Origin of the sequence: Vibrio sp. YIC-376 (assembly GCF_052353105.1) — a bacterium.
GTDB lineage: Bacteria > Pseudomonadota > Gammaproteobacteria > Enterobacterales > Vibrionaceae > Vibrio.
This window is the reverse complement of record NZ_JBBWFK010000010.1, coordinates 45095-69521: the sequence shown is the minus strand read 5'-3', so window position 1 is coordinate 69521 and position 24427 is coordinate 45095. Positions and strand designations below refer to the sequence as shown.

General features: G+C 45.5%; 23 protein-coding genes. 7 read left to right on the top strand and 16 right to left on the bottom strand.

All coding sequences use genetic code 11. From position 1 onward, the window contains the following. Nucleotides 1-79 precede the first annotated feature (79 nt). Nucleotides 80-739 (top strand): ribosome biogenesis GTP-binding protein YihA/YsxC, encoded by a 660-nt coding sequence (yihA, locus tag WJM94_RS18155; RefSeq protein ID WP_444495603.1) that lies wholly within the window; start codon nt 80-82, stop codon nt 737-739. Between the two features lie 514 nt (nt 740-1253). On the opposite strand, the gene WJM94_RS18150 is transcribed toward yihA, so the two are convergent. The 4 genes from WJM94_RS18150 to hemB all read right to left on the bottom strand — a co-directional run bounded on the left by WJM94_RS18150 (nt 1254) and on the right by hemB (nt 6553). Next, nucleotides 1254-1301, bottom strand: coding sequence for a hypothetical protein (locus WJM94_RS18150; RefSeq protein ID WP_438356636.1), 48 nt, complete (start codon nt 1299-1301; stop codon nt 1254-1256). Nucleotides 1302-1494: 193 nt separating this feature from the next. Next, nucleotides 1495-4290, bottom strand: a complete 2796-nt coding sequence (gene polA, locus WJM94_RS18145; protein WP_444495602.1) for a DNA polymerase I — start codon at nt 4288-4290, stop codon at nt 1495-1497. A 626-nt stretch (nt 4291-4916) separates the two neighbouring features. Further along, a complete protein-coding gene (locus tag WJM94_RS18140; protein WP_444495601.1) occupies nt 4917-5351 on the bottom strand; it encodes a GNAT family N-acetyltransferase in 435 nt (144 codons plus the stop codon). Between the two features lie 140 nt (nt 5352-5491). Next, nucleotides 5492-6553: a porphobilinogen synthase gene (gene hemB, locus WJM94_RS18135; protein ID WP_444495600.1), complete on the bottom strand. Its 1062-nt coding sequence runs from the start codon at nt 6551-6553 to the stop codon at nt 5492-5494. A 184-nt stretch (nt 6554-6737) separates the two neighbouring features. Here hemB and WJM94_RS18130 point away from each other — a divergent pair, with 184 nt between their 5' ends. Both WJM94_RS18130 and WJM94_RS18125 read left to right on the top strand, forming a co-directional pair. Beyond that, complete coding sequence (locus WJM94_RS18130) at nt 6738-7511, top strand: TatD family hydrolase (protein ID WP_444495599.1); 774 nt, start codon at nt 6738-6740, stop codon at nt 7509-7511. A 95-nt stretch (nt 7512-7606) separates the two neighbouring features. Continuing rightward, nucleotides 7607-8809 carry a cation:proton antiporter gene (locus tag WJM94_RS18125; protein ID WP_444495598.1) on the top strand — a complete coding sequence of 401 codons (1203 nt, stop codon included), beginning with the start codon at nt 7607-7609 and terminating at the stop codon, nt 8807-8809. A 72-nt stretch (nt 8810-8881) separates the two neighbouring features. Here WJM94_RS18125 and tatC read toward each other — a convergent pair whose 3' ends face one another. From tatC to rmuC, 7 genes are all read right to left on the bottom strand, one after another. After that, nucleotides 8882-9628 carry a Sec-independent protein translocase subunit TatC gene (gene tatC / locus WJM94_RS18120; RefSeq protein ID WP_444495597.1) on the bottom strand — a complete coding sequence of 249 codons (747 nt, stop codon included), beginning with the start codon at nt 9626-9628 and terminating at the stop codon, nt 8882-8884. Between the two features lie 66 nt (nt 9629-9694). Next, nucleotides 9695-10093 (bottom strand): Sec-independent protein translocase protein TatB, encoded by a 399-nt coding sequence (gene tatB / locus WJM94_RS18115; protein ID WP_444495596.1) that lies wholly within the window; start codon nt 10091-10093, stop codon nt 9695-9697. A gap of 3 nt (nt 10094-10096) precedes the next feature. Continuing rightward, nucleotides 10097-10354: a Sec-independent protein translocase subunit TatA gene (gene tatA, locus WJM94_RS18110; protein WP_444495595.1), complete on the bottom strand. Its 258-nt coding sequence runs from the start codon at nt 10352-10354 to the stop codon at nt 10097-10099. 49 nt (nt 10355-10403) lie between these two features. Beyond that, nucleotides 10404-12038, bottom strand: a complete 1635-nt coding sequence (gene ubiB / locus WJM94_RS18105) for a ubiquinone biosynthesis regulatory protein kinase UbiB (protein WP_444495594.1) — start codon at nt 12036-12038, stop codon at nt 10404-10406. After that, a complete protein-coding gene (locus tag WJM94_RS18100) occupies nt 12035-12670 on the bottom strand; it encodes a ubiquinone biosynthesis accessory factor UbiJ (protein WP_444495593.1) in 636 nt (211 codons plus the stop codon). The genes ubiB and WJM94_RS18100 overlap by 4 nt, the downstream gene beginning before the upstream one ends. Before the next feature lie 11 nt (nt 12671-12681). Next, entirely contained in the window at nt 12682-13461 is a 780-nt protein-coding gene (gene ubiE / locus WJM94_RS18095) for a bifunctional demethylmenaquinone methyltransferase/2-methoxy-6-polyprenyl-1,4-benzoquinol methylase UbiE (protein WP_444495592.1), read from the bottom strand. A 77-nt stretch (nt 13462-13538) separates the two neighbouring features. After that, nucleotides 13539-15071, bottom strand: coding sequence for a DNA recombination protein RmuC (gene rmuC / locus WJM94_RS18090; RefSeq protein ID WP_444495591.1), 1533 nt, complete (start codon nt 15069-15071; stop codon nt 13539-13541). A 169-nt stretch (nt 15072-15240) separates the two neighbouring features. Between rmuC and WJM94_RS18085 the strand changes: the two genes are divergently transcribed. Both WJM94_RS18085 and WJM94_RS18080 read left to right on the top strand, forming a co-directional pair. Then, nucleotides 15241-16143 carry a DMT family transporter gene (locus tag WJM94_RS18085; protein WP_444495590.1) on the top strand — a complete coding sequence of 301 codons (903 nt, stop codon included), beginning with the start codon at nt 15241-15243 and terminating at the stop codon, nt 16141-16143. Nucleotides 16144-16299: 156 nt separating this feature from the next. Further along, a complete protein-coding gene (locus tag WJM94_RS18080; RefSeq protein ID WP_444495589.1) occupies nt 16300-18753 on the top strand; it encodes a sensor domain-containing protein in 2454 nt (817 codons plus the stop codon). 169 nt (nt 18754-18922) lie between these two features. Here the strand turns inward: WJM94_RS18080 and WJM94_RS18075 are convergent, their stop codons facing one another. The 3 genes from WJM94_RS18075 to ftnA form a co-directional block, all read right to left on the bottom strand. After that, nucleotides 18923-20116, bottom strand: coding sequence for an NAD(P)/FAD-dependent oxidoreductase (locus tag WJM94_RS18075; RefSeq protein WP_444495588.1), 1194 nt, complete (start codon nt 20114-20116; stop codon nt 18923-18925). A gap of 144 nt (nt 20117-20260) precedes the next feature. Continuing rightward, nucleotides 20261-20584, bottom strand: a complete 324-nt coding sequence (gene uspB / locus WJM94_RS18070) for a universal stress protein UspB (protein ID WP_444495587.1) — start codon at nt 20582-20584, stop codon at nt 20261-20263. A 91-nt stretch (nt 20585-20675) separates the two neighbouring features. Then, nucleotides 20676-21203, bottom strand: a complete 528-nt coding sequence (gene ftnA, locus WJM94_RS18065) for a non-heme ferritin (protein ID WP_444495586.1) — start codon at nt 21201-21203, stop codon at nt 20676-20678. A 156-nt stretch (nt 21204-21359) separates the two neighbouring features. Between ftnA and uspA the strand changes: the two genes are divergently transcribed. Further along, nucleotides 21360-21785, top strand: a complete 426-nt coding sequence (gene uspA / locus WJM94_RS18060; protein ID WP_444495585.1) for a universal stress protein UspA — start codon at nt 21360-21362, stop codon at nt 21783-21785. A 64-nt stretch (nt 21786-21849) separates the two neighbouring features. Beyond that, nucleotides 21850-22728, top strand: coding sequence for a carboxylate/amino acid/amine transporter (locus WJM94_RS18055; protein ID WP_444495584.1), 879 nt, complete (start codon nt 21850-21852; stop codon nt 22726-22728). A gap of 60 nt (nt 22729-22788) precedes the next feature. Here WJM94_RS18055 and WJM94_RS18050 read toward each other — a convergent pair whose 3' ends face one another. Beyond that, nucleotides 22789-23361, bottom strand: a complete 573-nt coding sequence (locus tag WJM94_RS18050) for a hypothetical protein (RefSeq protein ID WP_444495583.1) — start codon at nt 23359-23361, stop codon at nt 22789-22791. Nucleotides 23362-23544: 183 nt separating this feature from the next. Then, on the bottom strand, nt 23545-24324 hold the full coding sequence (locus tag WJM94_RS18045) for a class I SAM-dependent methyltransferase (RefSeq protein ID WP_444495582.1): 780 nt from the start codon (nt 24322-24324) through the stop codon (nt 23545-23547). Nucleotides 24325-24427 lie beyond the last annotated feature (103 nt).

The window sequence follows — 24427 nt, the reverse complement described above, 5'->3', positions numbered from 1 at the left end:
TTATGCCGAGCACGGTTATTTTACACAATTTCACATAAAAGTAATCAATCGACTACACAAAGTCGAGATGGAGTTAACAGTGAGCGTAAAAATTCATTACCAAAATACGCATTTCATTACCAGCGCACCCGATATTCGTCACTTACCGGAGGACGAGGGTGTCGAAATTGCGTTTGCAGGACGCTCAAACGCTGGTAAATCGAGTGCACTTAACCGTCTGACTAATCAAAAAAGTTTAGCCAAGACATCAAAGACACCTGGTCGTACCCAGTTAATCAACCTTTTCAAAGTAGAAGAAGGTTGTCACATCGTCGATCTACCGGGATACGGTTTTGCTCAAGTCCCAGTGGAGATGAAAAACAAGTGGCAGAAATCTTTAGGTGAATACCTGCAGAAACGCGAGTGTCTAAAAGGCCTTGTGGTTCTGATGGATATTCGTCACCCGATGAAAGATCTCGACCAGCAAATGATTTTCTGGGCCATCGACAGCCGTATTCCAGTACAAGTGCTGCTGACCAAAGCCGATAAACTGAAAAGCGGTGCACGTAAGCAGACTCTGCTGCAAGTACGCAAACAAGTTGAATCTTTCGGTGGTGATGTCGACGTTGATGTATTCTCTTCTCTGAAAGGATTAGGTGTTGATCAGCTACGCGCCAAACTGGATACCTGGTTTGCACCAGCATTTGCACACCTGATTGAAGAAGACGAAGTAGAAACACCAGAAAACAATGAAGAATAATTAACAACTTTTGTTAAAATTTTTCGACACAGCCCTGCCATTTTGGTGGGGCTTTTGTTTATCCGAGGCTAAAGAACAGGAACTTTAGAAAATAAAAATCCCCACCTTCCTGGTAGGGATAACGGGAGAGAAAACGTGGTAATTATTATTATGCTGAGAAGCATTACCGAACTTCCGACTGATTTCAATAGTTCGAAAAGTGCCATATTCTCATCTCAATTCCTCGTCCACCATAAAATTCTGCAAAAAAATAATTAAATTCAAAATCTTAAAGTAACAACTACCAATTTCACGACCAACTTAGTTTCTTTCAAGAAAAAATCATAGTGTGATTGGCATAAATTTACAGAATGGATAACTGGGAAGATAAATAGAAAAAGCGTGGCTAAGCAACAAGTTAGAGCTAGACATGAGTGGCATTAGGGCTAAACACATTTAATTTACTGATATAAAAGAAAGTTTTCTTTCGCCCAATAAAAAACGCCCCAGTCAAAAACTGACTGGGGCGGCTGAATCAGCCTAATCCAATAACGTGAAACAAAAGGTCTGAAAGATAGAACATCTTACCTCTGTACCCTACGAGTATTAATGTACAACAATTGGTCAGAATTGCAAAGAATTTTTGTAGTTTTTTTTCATTATAGTTTTATTAAATGACAATATATCCCAGGACGACATGTCTTTTTTAATCGTAAAAAAAAGCCAGCGTTTGTGCGCTGGCTCATAATAAATTAGCTAAATCGATTTAAAAATGACTAGTGTGCCTGATCCCAGTTATCACCGTGACCTGCTTCTGCAACAAGAGGCACTTTCAGCTCTGCTGCTGATTCCATCAGTTTTTGTACTTTACTTTCAATTTCGAACAATGATGACTCTTCCACTTCAAATACCAGTTCATCGTGTACTTGCATCAGAATCTTAACTCGACCCGTGCCTTCTTCTTGAATCCATTGGTCAACAAGCAGCATCGCTTTCTTGATGATGTCCGCAGCTGTGCCTTGCATTGGCGCATTGATCGCAGCACGCTCTGCCGCTTTACGACGCATACCATTACGCGATTTAATTTCTGGCAGGTGCAAACGACGCCCAAAGATAGTTTCAACATAGCCTTTATCTGCAGCCGCACTACGAGTGTCTTCCATATACTGCATCACGCCAGGATAACGCTCGAAGTACTTATCCATGTAAGTTTGCGCTTCACCACGCGGAATACCCAGCTGTTTCGCTAAGCCAAATGCACTCATGCCATAGATAAGACCGAAGTTAACCGCTTTCGCGCGACGACGCTGTTCGCTAGACACTTGATCAATATTCACACCCATGATTTCCGCCGCAGTGGCTGCGTGAATATCTTTACCATCACGGAACGCATCAAGCAGCGCCTGGTCACCAGACAGGTGCGCCATGATACGCAGTTCGATTTGCGAATAGTCGACTGCTAATATCTTGTATCCGGCAGGTGCAACAAATGCCTGACGAATACGGCGCCCTTCTTCATTGCGAATTGGAATGTTCTGCAGGTTTGGATCAGTTGATGACAAACGGCCCGTTGCCGTTACCGCTTGATGGTAAGAAGTATGTACTCTGCCCGTCGATGGATTGATCATCTTTGGCAGCTTATCGGTATAAGTCGATTTAAGCTTCGCCAAACCACGATATTCCAAAATCAGTTTTGGTAATGGGTAATCTAGTGCCAGCTCTTGCAACACTTCTTCATTGGTCGAAGGCGTGCCAGATGGTGTCTTCTTAACAACTGGTAAGCCCATTTTTTCAAACAGGATCGCCTGCAGTTGCTTTGGTGAGTTCATATTGAACTCTTGCTCAGCGATTTCGTAGGTTTTTTTCTCTAGCTCTTCAAGACGTGCAGCGATTTCTACCGACTGCGCACTCAGCTTCATGTCATCAATCAAAACACCGGTACGTTCAATGCGAGAAAGCACAGGAACAAGCGGCATTTCGATCTCTTCATACACCGACTTGAGCTTTTCGTCTTGCTCAATATTGGCGAACAGACGGTTATGCAAACGAAGAGTCACATCCGCATCTTCCGCAGCGTAAGGAGAAGCCTGCTCTAGATCGATTTGGTTAAAGGTCAACTGGTTCTTACCTTTACCCGCGATTTGTTCGAAGGAGATACAGCTGTGCTGAAGGAAACGCAGAGCCAAGCTGTCCATGTCATGCTTGCCACCTACACTGTTGTAAACATAAGACGCCAGCATGGTGTCGTGCTTGATTCCTTTCATCTCAATGCCGTAGCGTGCTAACACAGAAGCGTCATACTTCAGGTTCTGACCTACTTTGGCTTGTGATTCATCTTCGAGAATAGGTTTTAGCTGTTCTAACACCCAGTCACGATCCAGTTGCTGTGGTGCATCAAGGTAATCGTGAGCAACCGGAACGTAAGCGGCTACACCCTCTTCTGTCGCAAACGACAAACCAACCAGATTTGCCACCATGTAGTCGAGACTGTCCGTTTCGGTATCGAAAGCAAACAGCTCAGCCGCTTTTAGTTTTTCTAGCCAAGCTGTGAAAGAAGCTTCATCTAAAATGGTTTCGTACTTACTGCGATCAATCTTCACCGCAGACGTCTCCATCTCAGGATGAGAAGAAGCAGCAGATGTTGCTTGTGCTGAACCTGCAAGCTCCACCGCTTCGACAGAACCAGATCCGCCTTCTAGCAGTTCATTCAACCACGATTTAAAGGTCAGTTGACCATATAGCTTGATCAGCTCATCTTTGTTTGGTTCTGCTTTTAATAGTGTTTCAGGCGTCTCTTCCAGCTCAACATCCAATTTGATGGTGGCCAGTTCATACGACAACATCGCGTTATCTTTGTTGTCGATAAGCTTCTTCGCCATGGTTTTAGAACCACGGAAACCCAGTGGTGCGATATCATCTAAGTTTTCATAAAGCTTAGTAAGACCACCAATACCTTGTAGCAATGCGGTTGCGGTTTTGTCACCAACACCCGGTACGCCTGGGATGTTATCAACTTTATCACCCATCAACGCTAAGTAATCGATGATCAACTCGGGTGGAATACCGAACTTTTCAATCACACCTTCACGATCCATAACAACGTTAGTCATGGTGTTAATAAGAGTGATATTGTCATCCACCAGTTGCGCCATGTCTTTATCGCCAGTACTGATCAATACAGGCATGCCTTTTTGCGAAGCTTGGTACGCTAAAGTACCGATGACGTCATCAGCTTCTACGCCAGGAACGCAAATTAATGGCAAGCCCATCGCGCGAATCACATTATGTAATGGTTCGATTTGGCAACGAAGATCATCCGGCATTGGCGGACGATGTGCTTTGTATTCTGCAAACATTTCGTCACGGAAGGTTTTACCCTTAGCATCGAAAACCACCGCGATACGATCGGTCGCAAACTGACGCATCATGCTACGTAACATGTTCACTACACCGTAAACGGCATTGGTTGGAATTTCACCATTGCTCATCGTGCCCGGGTAGGCGTGGAAAGCGCGATATAGGTAAGAAGAGCCGTCGATTAAAATCAACGGATTTTCAGGAATACTTGCCATAATTGTCTGTATCCAAATCAGTACTTAATAGATCTGCTTAGAATGCCATGACTACTGATCCGAATCTATCCTGTTCGCTCGATCCAGATCGCGTAAATATTTCGAGTGGATACACTAAAAAACACCACCACCTGTGGATAACTCTGTTTATACAATTTATCCACTGGTTATCCAACGCCAGATAAAGAAAAAAATATCATGTTTAAATAGCTGTTTTTAAATAACTATTTTATACAACCAACAAAAGATCAATGATCTTCAAATGATCATTCAATGTGGAAAAGTTATAGAAAGTGACGTCAAATGAAATCGTAGAAAAGAAAAAAGCGACCCAATTGGGTCGCCTAGCAGAAGTGGTGAAGCACTTTAATCAAGCTGCTTAACCAAGAAGCTATAAATTACACTGGAAGCAATGTGAGCAATGTCGTGTCAAAAAGAGTTCGTGCAAGTTCCCGGAATTTGTTTCATCACCTTCTCAACTTCTGTTAATAAACTTCTGTTAATAAACTTCTGTTAATAAGTCATGCAACGTCCTTGTGAACTTTCCTCATTCCCTAAGACATGATTAATAATAATGATTCTCATTTAACAGTCAATAGTTAAATGAGAAAAAATCTCATTTATTTTCACATCGCTTTAATGAAATGCACCCGAGACTCGCGAAGATTTACTTTTTCTTCAAATTTTTCAATTAGGTATCCATTTCTCAACAAAAGTCTGAGCATGGCAGGGAATTGGTTACGAGACTTCACTTTAAGCGTTTTATAGCCTTGTTCTGCAACCCACTCTTCCTGAGCTTCTAACAGCATCTGTGCCACACCCTCTTTTCGAGCTTGCGGTGCTACACCACCAAACCAACTATAGAAAGTATCTTCATCGAGTTCGTAGCCAATCTTAAAACCTACGATAGTACCGTTCTTTTCCGCTACTAAAATCAAACTATTTTTGTCGCCAAGCCGCTGTGTCATAGACTCCATTGTTTCTCCATTGGCAAACTCTTTCACATGAGTTACCACCTGAAGTGCCTCTTCCAACGTGCCTTCACGAATCAGCATTGTCATTGTTCTCTCTCCAGAAATAAAATACCCAAGCACCTTGGACTGCTGCTATATAAATAAGCCTTGTAAAATCCGCCAGAGGTTACTTGGGTAGATACAGACGAACAACTATTGTCGGTCTGGTTTTTCTCATTGAGCGATAATTACTCTTGTGTCGCTTTCTGAGCCATATTTAGGTACTGAGCTGCCTGTGCGTTTTCTGCCGCTAACCACTCAGCTACGTCTTTAGCAAAGTAAGTCAGAATGCCATCAGCACCCGCACGTTTGAAACAAAGTAGTGATTCCATCACCGTTTCGCGCTCTTTTAACCAACCATTGAGAATAGCCGCTTTATGCATCGCATACTCTCCCGACACTTGATAAGCGAACGTCGGAACTTGAAGCTCAGTTTTCACTCGGCGAACTACATCTAAGTATGGCATACCTGGTTTAACCATCACCATATCCGCGCCTTCATTGATATCCAGTGCAGCTTCGTGAACGGCTTCATCGGTGTTTGCCGGATCCATTTGGTAGTTTTTCTTGTTGCCACCTTTTAGATTAGACGAAGAACCAACCGCATCACGGAATGGACCATAATAGTTGGATGCGTATTTTGCAGAATAAGCCATGATTTGAGTGTGAATGTAGCCAGCTTCTTCAAGCGCTTCACGGATCTTACCGATACGGCCATCCATCATATCTGATGGTGCAATCACGTCGGCACCCGCTTCAGCATGAGACAGCGCCTGCTTAACCAATACTTCAGTGGTTTCGTCATTCAATACATAGCCGTCTTCATCGATGATGCCGTCTTGACCATGAGTCGTAAACGGGTCCAGTGCCACATCGGTAATAACGCCAATTTGAGGGATATGCTCTTTCAGAGCACGCACTGCACGCTGAACCAAACCTTCTGGGTTGTAGGCTTCGGTCGCGCATAAACTTTTCGCATCTTGGTTTACGACAGGGAAAAGCGCGATTGCAGGAACACCCAGGTTTGCTAGGTATTGCGCTTCTTCTAGCATTAAATCAATAGACAAACGCTCTACACCCGGCATGGACTCTACGCTTTCACGACGGTCTTTACCCATCAGAATGAACATTGGGTAAATCAGATCATTAACAGAAAGTTGGTTCTCAGCCACTAAACGACGGCTAAAGTCATGCTTGCGTAAACGACGCATACGGCGCGCAGGGAATGGACCTTGAATTGATACAGACACCATTTTCTCCTTGTCTGGACGGTTATGATGATCAAATCATCTGGTGAGCAAAATCATATCACTCTTGATGAACCTTGCGAGCGACAATCTGGAAAAAGGCGAGGAAAAAAACTGAAAATGACCCAGCACTCACACTCAAGTATACTTCTGACTAGACCGAAGCAATAAAGCACAGAGACTTACCATGATCGATACCCATGCGCACATATACGCCAGCGAATTTGATAATGACCGCGATGAAGTAGTAAAACGCGCCTTAGAACAAGGCATTAACAAAATTTTGCTGCCGAATATCGATCTGGATTCCATCGAGCCGATGTTGCAAACCGAAGCGGCTTACCCTGAAGTTTGTCATTCGATGATGGGTCTTCACCCTTGCTACGTCGATGATAATGTAGAACACACACTAGAGATCATCCGAAGCTGGTTTGAAAAACACAAATTTATTGCTGTGGGTGAGATTGGTATTGATCTGTATTGGGATAAAACCTACCGCGCCGAACAAGAGATGGCGTTTATTACTCAACTGAACTGGGCTAAAGAAATGGATTTGCCGGTTGTGATTCACACCCGAGATTCCATTGAAGAAACATTAACTCTGCTGCGTCAGGAGCAAGATGGTCGCCTGCGTGGCGTGTTCCATTGCTTTGGTGGCAGCTTGGAAGAAGCGCAAGCCATTAACGAATTGGGATTCCATCTGGGCCTGGGTGGTGTATCCACCTTTAAAAACGGTGGCATGGATAAAGTCATTCCTCATCTTGATATGCAATGGGCCATTCTGGAAACAGATTGTCCTTACTTAGCGCCCGTGCCACATCGCGGAAAGCGTAACGAGCCGTCTTATACGTCTCTGGTTGCCCAACGTATCGCTGAGCTACGCGACCTATCGCTTGAAGAGGTTGACGCGCTGACCACACAAAATGCCGAGTCTCTGTTTAATCTACATTGTGGTCAATAAGTTACTTGTTAATTGAATCACAAGGTTTACGCTACCAGTTGCTACACTGATAATCAGTTTGTTCAAAAATCTGCCTTACGTACAAGGAAGTACTTATGGATTTGGAGCGTATTTACTCGGTTATCAGCATTCTCGCAGGTATTGTGTTCTTATATACCTTAGTGGCTAAACGAATCGAAAATTCAGGTATATCTGGCCCGATTGTTTATGTATTACTGGGGCTACTGCTCGGTGGGCAAGGTCTTGGGATAATCGGATTATCAGCCAAAGCCAATGACTTGAGGCTCCTTGCCGATCTCACTCTCGCCTTAATTCTCTTCTCAGATGCCGCTCATTCCAATCTTACCGTGTTAAAACAAAAAGCGGTCTATCCAGTCAGAATGTTGCTGTTTGGTCTGCCGGGCGCCATTGTCCTGGGTACATTAATAGCCGTTGCTCTTTTTGATGTGTTATCCATCATTGAAGCTGCCATATTGGCCACCATGCTCGCAGCAACGGACGCGGCATTGGGCAAAGCGGTCATCTCCAATCCCAATGTTCCAGCGCCAGTGAGCGAAGGACTCAATGTAGAAAGCGGACTTAATGATGGTCTGTGCGTCCCGATACTACTGCTTCTGATTGCGGTGGAAACCAGTACCACACATGCTGACATCACTACTCGCCATGCGTTAATGGTATTTGCTGAAGAGCTTGGCATCGGCATGTTGGTTGGATTGTCGTTGGCCTATATTGGCGCCAAGCTATTGTACTGGAGCGCTAAAAAAGAGTGGCTCAGTGAGGTGTGGGTTCAGCTAACCGTGGGCGCAATTGCACTGACAAGCTTCGGTTTAGCGCAGACTCTGCATGGTAGCGGATACATCGCCGCGTTCACGGGTGGTCTGCTGTTTGGTCACCTGGCTTCTCGCCATACCCATAAACTGGTACTCACAACGGAGAGTATTGCAGAATTATTGGCAATGCTAACCTGGATACTTTTTGGCGCGGCCGTGGTTGGGCAGGTGTTAGGGCTATTCTCTGTCAAGATGATCGTGTATGCCATCATCAGCTTAACGCTGGTGCGCATGCTACCTATCTATCTCTCTTTCTTCGGTACTTCAGTCCCTGGCCGCCATCGTTGGTTTATGGGATGGTTTGGTCCGCGAGGTTTAGCCAGCATCGTTTTCACCATTATCGTCTTGGATGCGGAGTTACCTGGAGGACGCTTCATTGCTCTGACCGTGGCATGTACCGTGATATTGAGCCTTGTATTACACGGTATAACGGCTCGGGCATTATCGGAACGGATTGGGAACGACTAGCGCTGACAGAAAAAACAAAAAAGCGGCTCTCCAGAAAGCCGCTTTTTCATTAACAATTTTGCGAGACAAGATTTACTCTTCGGCTTCATCTTCCTCATCTTTGCGAGTATAGAAACGCGCAAACAGGAGACCCACTTCAAACAGCAAACACATCGGAATTGCCAGCAGTGTTTGAGAGATCATATCTGGCGGCGTCAATACCATGCCGACAACAAATGCTCCAACGATGATGTATGGACGCTTTTGCTTTAAATCTTGTGGTGTCGTTGCTCCCGTCCAGCACAGAAGAATGATGGCAACTGGCACTTCAAAAGCAATACCAAATGCCATAAACAGCGCTAAAACAAAATCCAGATAACTGGAAATATCAGTAGCGAACTCAACACCACCCAGAGAAATTGCCGTGAAGAAACCGAACACCAGTGGGAAGACCACAAAATACGCAAACGCCACACCGCAGTAAAACAACAAAGAGCTAGAAAACAGCAGCGGCATGATCAAACGGCGTTCGTGCTTGTACAAACCTGGCGCTACAAATGCCCACACCTGATATAGGATGAATGGCACAGATATGAATACTGAGGCAATCAACGTCAGCTTCAAAGGTGTAAAAAATGGTGATGCAACATCAGTTGCAATCATGGTCGCCCCTTCAGGAAGGCGCTCAACCAAAGGTGCAGAGATAAACTCGTAAATGTGGTTAGAGAAATAAACTAGCCCGACAAACACCACCAACACTGCCAATATTGAACGCAGTAGTCGGTCGCGAAGCTCCAACAAGTGACTAATTAAAGGTTGTGTCTGCTCGACGGTAGACATGGCAAACCTCTTTGTAAAAAACCAGATCAAAAAGGAGCTACAGCATAGTAGCTCCTCCTAATGAGACTATTCGGCTTTCTTATCTGCCGCTGTAACCTTGATATCTTGCGCTTTTTCAACCGACTCAACGGATGGCTCTGCAGTTGCAGGTTTAGCGTCGGACTCAGTTTTTTCCGCGTAAGGGCGGTTTACAGATTGCGCCGCTTTCTTCAGCTCTTCAACAGAAGACTTCAGCTCAGGGGATAAATCTTTCATCCCCATTTGCTCAGCTTTGCGCAAATTCTCTTGCAGCTCTTGGACTTTCAGCTCGTGTGACAATTCGTCTTTGACGCTATTTGCCATGCTTTTCGCCGCACCAATAAAACGAGATACGCTGCGAATAGCATGAGGTAAACGTTCCGGTCCAAGAACGACCAGACCAACAACAGATATTAATACCAGTTCCCAGAAACCGATATCAAACACGTTTTACGCCTGCTCTTTGTCTTTTTTAGTTTCAGGTGCAGCTTCTTTTTGTTGCTGCGTCTCTAAACTTTTTGGCTCGAAGTCTGCGTCTTTAACGTCTTTTGCGTTTTTCGCAGTATCTTCTTCATCGCTCATTGCTTTTTTGAAGCCCTTAACGGCACCGCCTAGATCACCACCGATACCGCGTAGCTTCTTGGTTCCGAATAGCAATACAACAATTACAGCAATGATTAGAAGTTGCCAAACACTGATACCACCCATTCTCTTTACCTCGGGTCTTTAAACAAAATGTATTTCAAGAGTTTACCGTCTATCGACGATAAGCTCGCCAACTAAACAACCAGAATGTGACACCTGCGATCCCACAAGCGAACGATAGCTGTTCATAAGCGTTATCCACCAATATTGCCGAGCATACGACTAAAGTGGCACCAACACCAAACAAAAACTTTCCAGTCGCCTGCTGTCGCTTACTTTGACGATAGCCGTGATAAAGCTGATCCATACGTTGGTTCATCGCTTTACCTTGTCTGAGGCTATCATAAAGTAGCTCAGGCAACTCAGGTAACTTCTCCGCCCAATACGGAGCCCGATCTTTAATGGCATTCACTAAAGCTTGCGGCCCAACCTGGTTCATCATCCACTCTTCAAGGAATGGCTTCGCGGTTTCCCACAAATCGAGCTGCGGATAAAGTTGTCTGCCAAGCCCTTCAACATACAGCAACGTTTTTTGAAGCAGTACCAGTTGAGGCTGAACCTCCATGTTGAAACGACGTGCCGTATTGAACAAATTCAATAACACGTGACCAAAGGAGATTTCACACAGTGGCTTAGCGAAAATCGGCTCACAGACAATGCGAATCGCAAACTCAAACTCGTCGACATTGGTATCTGCCGGTACCCAACCCGAATCGACATGTAATTCCGCCACTCGGCGATAATCACGATTGAAGAACGCAAGGAAGTTTTCCGCCAGATAACGCTTGTCTTCACTATTAAGTGTACCAACGATCCCACAATCTAACCCAATCCACGTTGGGTTGTCCGGGTGTTCTGGTTTGACGAACACATTACCAGGATGCATATCGGCATGAAAGAAACTATCCCTGAACACTTGAGTGAAGAATACACTCACGCCGCGTTCAGCAAGCAACTTCATATTGGTGCCGTTTGCTTTCAAGCCTTCTATATCAGAAACTTGAATGCCATATATTCGCTCAGAAACCATGACAGTTTTATTACTGAAGTCAGGAAAAACTTCAGGAACGTACAATTCTTCACTGCCTTCGAAATTACGGCGCAGTTGGATCGCGTTCGCAGCCTCTCGACGTAAGTCCAGTTCATCAAGAAGTGTTTTCTCGTACTCACGCACCACTTCGACTGGTTTCAAACGACGTGCTTCAGGCATTGCCCCCGCCACAATACGCGCCATTCGGTGCATCAGTTTTAGATCAGAATCAATAACTGGGCGAATATCCGGGCGGATAACCTTTAATACCACTTCTTGGTTAGTGTCTTTTAAGCGTGCAGTATGCACCTGAGCAATAGACGCTGAAGCAAGTGGTTTAATATCAAACTCAGTAAACCAGTTTTCTAACGGCCCACCTAACGCTTGCTCGATCTGCTGTTGCGCCAGAGCACCATCAAATGGAGCAACCTGATCCTGAAGTAACGCGAGAGGATCGGCGATATGAGGAGGAAACAAGTCACGACGGGTTGACATCATCTGGCCGAACTTAATCCAAACCGGACCCAGTTCCTGCAACGCCAAACGAAGGCGATCACCTAATGGTTTGTCTGCGTGTTTGTTTTTAATCCAGAACAGGCTTTTGCGCATGAAAAGTGGCGCTTTGGTCAGCTGATGGTCTGGTAATAACTCATCGAGGCCATATTCCAGTTGTACTTTAACGATGTGGTATAAGCGCTTTATTTCTGCCGGGGTCATGTTTTCTCCAGCACAGGCTTATCCGAATCCAATTTAGCTAGCAATGCATTCAAGCGAGCTTCCACACGTGAAGCCTGACTGCGCACCTCATCCACCTGATCGCAAAAGTGAGCCACTTCGAGTGGTGCTGGAGCCAGCTTCCATTCTTCTGTGACCACTTGGGCTAAATGGCGTTGATGCTTTTCCGCTTGAGAAATAAAGAAGTTACCAACGTTTTTTGAACCCTGAACAACAGTATGCGCCACCACGTCTCCTGTGACGCGCGACAGCCATTCTTCAATGTCAGGTTTGCAGTCAACCATCAACTGAGAGAATTTCTGCGCCAGTTGTATATCCCCTTCAAGCTCAAGTTTATCTTGCTTGATAAGACGAGTGATGTTGGCTTGGTCGCGCAGTTCCGGTAACACGCTCAGGTTCAGAGACAAGTAGCAATCAGGGTGTCCTTCGTAGTTACCCAGCACATCAATTTGCTGACTAAAAATGAAGGTCAGCGTTTTATTGATTTCTTTAAGGTGAACTTGAATAACCTGACCTTTAAGACGAGCCAGACGACGACCCAGAGCTGGATCGTCTTTAATCAGAGTGTTCAGCGACGTTTCAATCACGGCAGTGATAAGAGGTTCAAATGGCATGCCTTTAACCCTTAGAATTTGTAGCCACGGTGCAACGCCACAATACCACCAGTTAGGTTGTAGTATTTGGTGTTTTCGAAGCCAGCCTCTTTCATCATACCTTCCAGCGTTTCCTGATCTGGGTGCATACGAATAGATTCAGCTAGGTAACGGTAACTTTCTGCATCGTTCGCGACCAGTTCACCCATTTTTGGCAATAGATGGAACGAGTACGCGTCATACACTTTAGACAGTGGTTCAATAACCGGCTTTGAAAACTCAAGCACCAATAGGCGACCACCAGGCTTAAGAACGCGGAACATCGAACGCAACGCTTTGTCTTTATCGGTTACGTTACGAAGACAGAAACTGATGGTGATAACATCAAAATAATCGTCTGGGAACGGCAGTTCTTCTGCATTTGCCTGAACGTAATGCACGTTGCCCACAATGCCGTTATCGCGCAGTTTGTCGCGGCCAACATTCAACATCGAGTTATTGATATCCGCCAAGACAACGTGGCCTTGATCACCCACAATGCGCGAGAATTTCGCGGTCAAATCACCTGTACCACCACCAAGGTCCAGAATACGCTGACCCGGACGAGCGCCACTGCAATCGATGGTGAAACGCTTCCAAAGGCGGTGAATACCACCAGACATCAGGTCATTCATGATGTCGTACTTTGCTGCCACTGAGTGGAAAACTTCGGCCACTTTGGCCACTTTTTCTTCTTTTGCCACGGTGGTGAAACCAAAGTGAGTGGTTTCGTTTTCTAATGCTGTATTGGATTGCAAGCTTGTGTCCGTCATTCTAATTCCTCTTGGGCAGCACTTTTCACTGCTGGGCGGATGCTGACAAATATAGTCGCCCACTGTACTGCGGGCAATTAGTTTACTTTATCCTCAGCCGGATGTCTTTCTACTAACCGTTCATTTTCAGAAAATGCCTCACTCTGCGCCAATTGTGCGAGGTTGGAAGAAATAGGACGTTTTATTTCCACGCCAAGTTGCTTGAAGCTCTCTGCCTGACGGATCACGTTGCCACGTCCAGTTACAAGTTTATTCATAGCGCCTTGATAAGTTTGGTTGGCTTTATCCAGCGCACCGCCCAAACCTTCCATATCATCAATAAATAGGCGCAGTTTGTCATAGAGTTTTGTCGCACGCTCGGCGATCAATTTGGCGTTTTCATTCTGACGTTCATTTCGCCACAAATTATCAATCGTGCGCAGCGCCACCAGCAAGGTAGTCGGGCTGACCAAAATGATATTCTGCTCCATCGCGTCTTTAACCAAACTCGGATCTGCCTGAATGGCGACCTGAAAAGCTGGCTCGACCGGAATGAACATCAGCACATAATCCAGACTCTGGATACCTTTGAGCTTGTGATAATCTTTCATGCTCAAACCTTTGATGTGCGCACGCAATGCAATAAGGTGGGCATTCAGTGCCTGATCTCGTTCAATATCCGTTTCTGCGTTGAAGTAACGCTCAAACGCCACCAACGCCATTTTCGAGTCGACCACCACTTGCTTGTTCTGCGGAAGGTGCACTATTACATCAGGTTGATAACGCTTTCCTGCTTCATTTTGCAGATTGACCTGAGTTTCGTATTCATGCCCTTCACGCAATCCAGATTCTGCCAACACTCGGGCTAACACCACTTCACCCCAGTTACCTTGCTGCTTGTTGTCGCCTTTTAATGCCTGAGTCAGGTTTACCGCCTCTCGCGTCATTTGTTCATTTAGACGCTGCAGGTTTTTTAACTCATGTACCAAAGTATGGCGCTCTTTCGCTTCCTGGCTAAAGCTGTCATTCACTTGCTTTTTAAAACCATCCAACTGCTCTCTGAGCGGAGAAAGCAGGCCTTCCAGACTCTGGCGGTTTTGCAAATCCACTTTCGCGGTTTTTTCCTCAAACAACTGGTTCGCAAGATGCTCAAACTGCTGCTTCAGACGCACTTCTGCCTGTTCTAATATTTGCAGTTTTTCAGCATTAGATTGATTCATTTGCTCATGACGCGCCTGTTGCTCGCGAAGCTGGGTTTCGAGGCGTGATTTTTGTTCTCGCATCTGACCGAGCTGATCAAAATATTGCTGGCGTTCTTGTTTTACCGCTTCAAAGTAGCGCAGTTTCTCGATTGCAGCCATCAACTTACCGTGCGACTGGCGCACTTCGAACTCGGCCTTATCACGTTCGTTGTCTAACTCATCCAACTCTTGCTGAGCATCGAACAGACGTTGATTGACTTGTTCAAGTTGTTGTTGATGAAGCTGTTTTTCTGAAGCTAGCTGTTGTTCGAGAAGCTGAGTCTGGGTGGTAAGACGTTGTTTTACCCACCAACCTACTGCCACACCACTGGCTGCGGCAGCACAGAGAGAAGAAAGAATGAGAGATTGGTTCTCAAGAATCCATTGCATAATAGCGAGTTAGCCTGTGTTTTATATCTATAACAATGGTATTTAGACACTGGATAAATGTCCAGTTTGTTGGATGAAAAATCCTCGCATACACTACCTGCTCAAAATAATATTCTTAGGCTCGCCCAAAACCTTGTCGCCGAGCCGTCGATCACTATACAGAGGCATCATGAATGAGCGTCGCGCCCTAGGATTCGGGCTCTCAGCAGTATTACTTTGGTCAACGGTTGCGACCGCATTTAAGCTCACTTTAGCTGAGTTCACACCTATTCAGATGCTGTGCATTGCGAGTATCGTTTCCGCTATCGCCCTGATTATTATCTGTGGCGTACAAGGTAAATTGAGTCAGCTTGGCGATACGTTCTTTTCCAATCCCTGGTATTACCTGCTGCTTGGCATTATCAATCCATTAGCCTATTACCTGATCCTGTTTAAGGCTTATGATTTGTTGCCAGCATCTCAGGCACAGGCCATCAACTACAGCTGGGCGATCACACTGACATTAATGGCGGCAGCTTTTCTCGGCCAGAAAATTCGCAAAAAGGACTGGATTGCGTGTGCATTTAGTTATTTAGGCGTGATTGTCATTGCCACTAAGGGCAATGTGCTGGGTATGGAGTTCGAAAGCCCACTCGGTGTCGGCTTGGCCCTGCTCTCAACGTTGTTGTGGGCTGGTTACTGGATTCTCAATACGAAAAACAAAGCGGATCCGGTGATTGGCGTGCTGCTTGGTTTCCTGGTTGCGATTCCTTTTACCATCGCGTTGAGCATCTACGAAGGGGCAAGCTGGGAGAGCGTCTCGGTCAAAGGCTGGGCAGCGGTCACTTATGTCGGTCTGTTTGAGATGGGCATTACGTTTGTCCTTTGGTTAAGCGCACTCAAATCGACGCAAAATACAGCGCGGATCAGCAATCTGATTTTTGCATCACCGTTTATTTCCCTGATGTTACTGTCGACCATTATTGGAGAAGACATTCATCCTTCAACCCTGTTTGGTCTGATACTGATCATCAGTGGCTTAGTCATTCAACAGGTGACATTCGGCAAAAAAGCGAAAACAGCGAATGTATAGCGATGAAAAACGTTATCAAATAGCAATTTTATGATCTAACGCGCCCTCTGTGTCTTGGAATTATCTGAATGTTGGATACGATACATCCACAGCCCAGCCTATCCGGCAATGTTTTTCCAAATACACCTTTGGGCGCTCCAGGATACTGTACTCAATATGTTTCGCTTCGCTATTCCATCTTCTTTACTAGCAGACTGGCAACTCGCTCTTCAGCAGTGCTGTGATGCCACCCTTGCACAGGGACAACTTTACGCATACAGCTATACCCAGCAATGGTTTTCAAGTGAGGTATCAACCTCACCACAAGACCACGATGCGATTATCACTGTTATTGAGCAGGTCGTTGAGCAATTTTCCCCGTTGCAGTTCGAAGCAGTAAACACCGTTTTTGATCAACAGAGCATCAGTATTTGTCCGCTGTGGTTACCTAACGGCGAGTTGTTCGCTGCCGCTACGCTGACATACCCAAACACTGAAAACCGTGCCGTTCCTGCCTGGCTGAGCGCACTTACAGGCCGGTTCAGTTTTGATGTCAGCCAACATTACCAGCTAGAGATGGATCGCCATCAACGATTCGAGCAGATTCAAAATCAACTGCCGACACTACAAGAGTTTATCGACTGTCTTGAAGACCATATCTGGATTAAAGGCACGGATGGCCTGTATGCAATGACAAACCGGAGTGTTGAAGAAGCCTGGCAGAAAACCAATCAGGAGATCATCGGCAAAAACGATTTTGACCTTTTCAGCGAAAAACGCGCAGAAAAGTTCATCAATGCCGACATATCAGTGGTCGAAACCGGCAACCAACATATAGTTGAAGAGTGCCGACAAATCGATGAAAACAACTGTGCGACATGGCTTGAAACCATCAAGTCGCCCGTACGTAATCATGCAGGTGATTTGATTGGCGTATTAGGCATGACACGCAATATCACCCGCAGAAAGTATGTTGAAACACAGCTCACTCTGGCAGCTAAGATCTTCAATAACTCGCAAGAAGGCATGATCATCACCAACAGCGAAGCCAACATCATTGATGTCAACGCTGCCTTTACTCACATCACGGGTTATAGCTTAGAAGAAGTCATTGGCGAGAAGCCGAAGATCCTCCAATCAGGGCACCATGATTCCAGCTTTTATAAGACATTATGGCACCAACTCGAGACCCAAGGGCAGTGGAAAGGTGAGTTCATCAATCGTAAAAAAGATGGCAGTTTCTACCCTCAACTTGCCACTATCAGTGCGGTAATGGACGACAAAGACCAGTTAATTAACTATATCTGCGTCTTTGAAGATATCTCGGTGAGAAAAGCGCATGAAGAAAAACTGCAACGAATGGCGTTTTACGATCCATTGACTAACCTGCCAAATCGTACGCATTTGCTCAGTTTGCTTGAGCAACACATCGAAACAGGTCAGAAGAACCAACAAGGCTTTGCGACGCTGTTCTTAGATATTGACCACTTTAAACACATCAACGACAGTATGGGGCATTTTTGCGGTGATCAACTGCTGACCAAACTGGCAATACGTTTACAAGACACCTTGCATCTCAATGCCCATGTGGCACGTATCAGCGGAGATGAGTTCGTAATTATTCTTCCTGATGTTCACAGCGATACCGCTCTTATGGAAACCGTCGAAGACATATTAGGCGTATTTCATCTTCCGTTTGACGTCGCCAATCACGAGTCACTGCGTGTCTCGGCAAGTATCGGCATTGCGCTTTATCCAACTGACGGACATGACAGCGAAACGCTACTAAAAAATGCTGATACAGCCATGTACCTGGCTAAGAAGAATGGCCGAAATGGCTATGCGTTTTACTCACCTGATCTGACCGATAAATCCATCTCACACGTGCGGATTCAGTCGGCATTGCATCAGGCAATAGAGAAGCAGCAACTGCGTTTGGAGTATCAACCCCAATACAATCTGGAGCAAAACGCCATTGTGGGTGTGGAAGCCCTGCTTCGCTGGCAACACCCGGAATTCGGCATAGTGTCTCCCGCCGACTTTATCCCTATTGCAGAGAAAACGGGACTTATCCAAAGCATCGGTGAATGGGTACTCAAGCAAGCTTGCATACAAGGTAACTCTTGGCTGGCTGCTGGCATTAATTTCGGCAAGATTGCGGTCAACGTTTCAGCGCTTCAATTGCAGCAACCGAACTTTATCGATCGGCTCTGGATAATACTGCAGGAAACTGGCTTTCCTGCACACCATCTGGATATTGAAATCACGGAAAGCTTTTTGTTAATCGACCCACAACAAGCGATCGCTTCGCTGAACAAGCTGCGGGCTCTGGGCATAGAAATCTCTTTGGATGACTTTGGGACGGGCTACTCCTCTCTGTCTTACCTGAAAGGTTTACCAATCAACAAACTGAAAATTGACCGTTCTTTTGTCAGTGACGTGCCAAGCAACGGCGACAGCAATGCTATCGTTAATGCCATCATTGCTATGGGTAAAACCTTATCACTTAAAGTCGTCGCGGAAGGGATTGAGACCAAAGAGCAGGCAAAATACCTGTCAGACAGAGGGTGCATCTACGGGCAGGGATTCCTATTCAGCCCTCCAGTGATTCCTAACAAACTCTTCTGTTAGTTTGATGCCTGTCTAAAACATAATACCCTCCTATGAAATGAAGTCTTATTTCATAGGAGGGTTCTACACGATTCAACCAATGATTTTCCAGCCAGAGCAACATGCCCTAAATAATACATGGCACTTTGAAATTTTGGCTGAGATTAACGAGTACTCAGCCAAAACATTTCTACACCCATTGGCCAGCAACAAAGCCGCTCGACCAACACCATTGGAAGTTGTAGCCGCCTAACCAACCTGTCACGTCCATCACTTCGCCGATAAAGTACAAGCCTTTGATATTTTTACATTCCATCGTTTTGGAAGAAAGATGGTCAGTATCCACTCCGCCTAATGTGACTTCAGCCGTGCGGTAACCCTCAGTGCCGTTGGGTGCCACATTCCAGTGTTCTAAACGCGCTACAACGTCTGCCAGTTCTTTAGGATTAAACTGCTTAAGCGGTTTGTCGGTTAGCTCTTTGCGTTCAATCAACACTTCCACTAACCGTTTTGGCAGTACTTTCGCCAGTGTGTTCTTCAGCGATTGATTTGGATGTTTCTCACGGCTGCGCTCAAGTAATACCGTAATATCCTCGTTCGGTACCAGATTGATTGAGACCTTTTGCCCCGCTCGCCAAAACGAAGAAATCTGCAGAACCGAAGGACCAGACAGGCCGCGGTGAGTAAAAAGCAGCGCTTCTTTGAACATAGAGCCGTCTTCTGCGGTGATTTCAGCAGGTACTGCAATACCGGACAGTTCAGCGAAGTCCTCTTTGTCTTCTTTATGTAGAGTAAATGGTACCAATCCTGCTGTGGTTGGAATCACAGGGATGCCAAACTGCTCCGCAACCTTATAGCCAAAAGGCGTCGCGCCGAGTTTTGGCATCGACAAGCCGCCAGTGGCGATAACCAAAGAGTCGCACTCTACAACTTCAGTACCGGCATGCAGTCTGAAACCAGTGTCCATCTGCTCGATTGAGTGGACATCACATTGGTAGCGCTGCTGAATATTGGGCATATCACATTCAGCCAGCAACATTTTTACGATGTCTTTAGCGGTAAATGCGTCCACACAGAAGAGTTGACCATGATCGCGCTCTTCAAACTCAATACCGTGCTTGCTGACCATTGAGATGAAATCCCAGTTGGTGTATTGCGATAACGCCGATTTTACGAAGTGTGGATTTTGGCATAAGTAGTTATTTGCCGTGACATCATAGTTGGTGAAATTACAACGACCACCACCAGAAATAAGAATTTTTCGACCCGGCTTTTTCGCGTGATCGAGCACTAACACATTGCGGCCTCGCTTGCCTGCTTCCGCAGCACACATCAAACCCGCAGCGCCTGCGCCAATTACTACAACATCAAACTTCTTATTCATCGGTAACTCTTATCGAATCGAAATAAAAAAGGATGTGCTAATTGCACATCCTTGCTTTCTTTATGCGACATTCTACCGAGAAATGTTTTCCGGGAAAAGCGCTTAAATTCCAAGCACCCTCAAAACGCCGTCCATTATCAAAACCTAAAGGATAAAGGCCGCGAGTAGAGTCACACCGAGTAAGGCTGTCGAAAGGACAAACAGCTCACGTACACGTTCACACTTGCTGGTGAATATCTCATCATGGTGATGATGATACTCTTTACTTTTGATGTAGTGGAATAAACGCACCTGTTTAGTGACATTTCCATGGGTAGTAAAAAACCCGTTACCATCCACCTGCTGATACAACAACGGATGTGCTTCACGCATTATGTGAATTAAAGAACGAAGAGTGGTGAGATACCGGATCATATTGACTCCGGTTACTACCATTAGCGCAAATAAGATTGTGTCTCCACTGATCATCTTTTCCTCCCTACACCTTCAACAATGCTCAAGAGAAAAAGACGATCACTGCTGCGTCTTTTAACCGCTACTTATTGCGCTGGGGAACGCTTTATGTAGCTGGAGCATCCATGATTGAAGATGAACCTTCTTTCGCCATTTGTGCCAGATCTTTATCGATGAAGAACAATGCCTTACCATCTTCACCAACCAATTCGATCTTATCTAAAATCCCTTTAAACAACTTCTCTTCTTCGTGCTGTTCAGCCACGTACCACTGCAGGAAGTTAAACGTTGAGTAGTCTTGGCTTGTAAATGCTACGTGCGCCAACTTGTTGATTTGTTCCGTAATCATTTGTTCATGTTCATATGTCTCACGGAAAACATCACCAAGGCTCGAAAAATCATGCTTTGGTGCATCAATCGCGCCTAGAATTGGCATTGAGCCGGTTTCACTTACATATGTGAATAGGCGTTGCATGTGCTCCATCTCTTCTACTGCGTGCTTGCGTAGAAATCCAGCAGCGCCTTCAAAACCTTTGTCTTCACACCAAGCACTCATTTGTAAGTATAGATTGGATGAGAAAAATTCTAGGTTAATTTGCTCATTCAATTGTTCGACCATAGTTTGAGACAACATGTTAACTCCTAATTATATTCCTGCGTTTCATACAACTATAACATGATTAACACATTAAGACTTTGTACCTACACTATTGATATGAGATCACTTCAGCAAAAATTATTGGGGGTTAGTGCTAATCTGAAACTATGACCTTACCAAGGAGATAGCAATATGAGTTACAAACACATACTTGTGGCAGTCGATCTGTCAGATGACAGTAAAGTGTTGATTAAGAAAGCTGTATCGCTGGCGAAACCTCTAGATGCGAAAGTCTCTTTCATTCACATTGATGTGAACTACGCTGAGCTCTACACCGGGCTTATCGATATCAATATGGCAGAGGCACAGCATCAAGCCATGGAAGCCTCTCGTACGCAATTAGCAAACTTTGCTGAATTCGCCGAATATCCAATTGCCCATACTTTAGTCGGTAGCGGTGATTTGAGTAATGAGCTGTGCGATACCATCCAAGATTACAATATTGATTTGGTTGTCTGTGGGCACCATCAAGATTTTTGGAGCAAGATTCTATCTTCGACAAGACAACTGATTAACCGCTCGCCTGTCGATATGCTGGTCATACCGCTAAAAGACTGATTGGCGCTTTGATAAAACTTGGTTAGACTGCGGGCATATTTGTTACTGATAAAAGTTCTCATCTATGGCTTATCTATCTGCAGTCACCCTGCTTTGGGCATTTTCTTTCAGCCTGATCGGTGTATATCTTGCTGGTCAGGTTGATTCCTGGTTTTCGGTTTTTATGCGCGTGGCACTTGCCAGCGTCGTATTTATCCCATTCCTGAAATTCCGTGGCGTAAGTAAATCGCTGATCGCAAAATTGATGATCGTCGGCGGCTTCCAGCTCGGTTTGATGTATTGCTTCTACTACCAGTCTTTCTTGCTCCTGTCTGTTCCAGAAGTACTGCTGTTCACTGTTTTCACACCTATCTACGTAACGCTGATTTACGACTTACTCAAAGGTCGTTTTTCTCCTTGGTATTTGGTCACTGCGTTGATTGCTGTCGTAGGGGCAGCGTGGATCAAATTCGCTGGCATCAACGAAAACTTCCTGCTGGGCTTTTTAGTCGTACAAGGCGCTAACCTCTGCTTTGCCATCGGTCAGGTGGGTTACAAATACATCATGGAAAATGAGCCTGTCGATCTGCCGCAGCATACCGTGTTTGGTTATTTCTACCTTGGCGCACTCTGCGTCGCGACGGTTGCGTTTGCGTTGATGGGCAACTTAGACAAACTGCCAACTACTGCGACTCAGTGGGGTATTCTGACTTACCTTGGCTTGATCGCATCTGGCTTTGGTTACTTCGCCTGGAACAAAGGCGCGACCTTAGTGAATGCAGGTGCGCTTGCGGTGATGAACAATGCTTTGGTGCCAGCAGGTTTGCTTGTGAATATCGTGATTTGGAACCGTGACGTCGACATTACTCGTTTGGCAATTGGTGGAGCAATCATCCTGTTCTCACTTTGGGTCAACGAAACCTGGGTGAAAAAGCGTGTTGAAATGAGCTACGCGAATAAGTAACGCCGTTTATAGCGATAATAAAAAACGCTCTCCGAATGGCGAGCGTTTTTTTTAATTCGATTAATGCACCTTGGCTTGCTGGCGTTCGCTCATAAAAGCGTTTAGTGGCGTAGGTAATAGCACTTCAAGTTTGGCGTTGCGTTTTTCCAGTTTTCGCTGGCGTTTGAGTAATTTTTGCTGCTTCTTAGCCACTTTTAGCAACTTCTTCTGCTGCTTGTACTGTTTTTTCAGTGCCTTTCTCACCTTCTTAAGCGCTTTTTTATCCGCCAAATCAAAAAGATCAGGTGCTTTTAGAGCCACTGGCGCTGCCACTTTGGCTGCCAGTTTTTTCTCTTTCACTCTTTCCACCACACGTTTAACGATGGCCGCTTTTTCTGCGCTTTGCTCTGGAGTGACCGCAATCTGCTCTGCGGGTAACGCTTCCGCCAGAAGACCGCACGCTTGTTGCTCATGGAGTGGTTTGGTTTGGCAAGCTTGCGGCGGGATAGCGGCTGGCTTACACAATGTGTTTTTCGCCGCTGAAGAGCGCGCGCACGAGCGGCAGACAAATTTCGGCGCAATCACCAAACGGTGAATATCACCAAGATTAGACGCGATCTGTTTGCGGTTCATTTTACATAGGCGTTTAGCCATACTACGACTCCAGCTAGCTAAGCATTACTTCACCAAAATATGAAATAATAATAATTCTTACTTAGATATACAGTCAGTATGCCTAATTAGCAAGTGAAAACTATCAATTGGAGTAGGGAAAAGAAGGCAAGATCACAGCGCAATAAAAAGCGCTGTGACGAGCAAGATTAAAGTATCAGAAAGTTACGCCATTGAGGCTTTTACATACACGTCGAAACGATTCTTTTTGGTTTCTATCGCCATGCTTGGCTTTTTGTCGTTCAACCAATTGGCATAATCCGGACGTTTGACCACCACACGCTTAGTTGCCAATGCCATTGCGGGTTCCAATAGATCATCCGCGTCCAAATCAGCACCAACCAAAGACTGGAATACGCGCATTTCTTTCTTCACTAAGGCAGATTTCTTTTTGTTTTCCGGGTGCGGGTACATCGGATCAAGGTACACCACATCTGGTCTCACAAAGTTACTGTCTTGCGCCAGTTGCTCCAATGCATCGTGACTTGAGGCATGAATCAACGACATTCGCTCCGACACCCAGGCACCGATTTCAGGATCCTGTTTTGCACGAGCCAAACCGTCATCCAACAGTGCTGCAACCACTGGGTGACGCTCAACCATCTGTACCTTACAACCCAAAGAAGCCAGTACAAATGCGTCTCTTCCCAAACCCGCAGTGCCATCCAGAACGGTTGGCGTTACGCCCTTATTCAGACCGGCTGCTTTTGCGATTGCCTGACCTTTACCGCCGCCGAATTTACGACGATGCCCAACCGCTCCACCAATCAAATCGACAAAAATTGCACCCAGCTTGGGCTCATCAACTTTGCGCAACTCTAATTGCTCAGCAGTCAGCACCAAAGCAAAGTCACTGTCGTCAGAATGGGACAGTTGCCAGCGAGCAGCAAGTTCATCAAGATGAGGCTGTCGAGATGGGTCTTCACAAATCAATTGCAGTTGCAAAAGGAGGCTCCAATAAAAATCGCGGTAACTGGCGCTGAGTTTACCTCACTACTGGCTTTCTTGCAGTAACTGTACGAAGCTGAGCGGATAAGTATAGAATTAA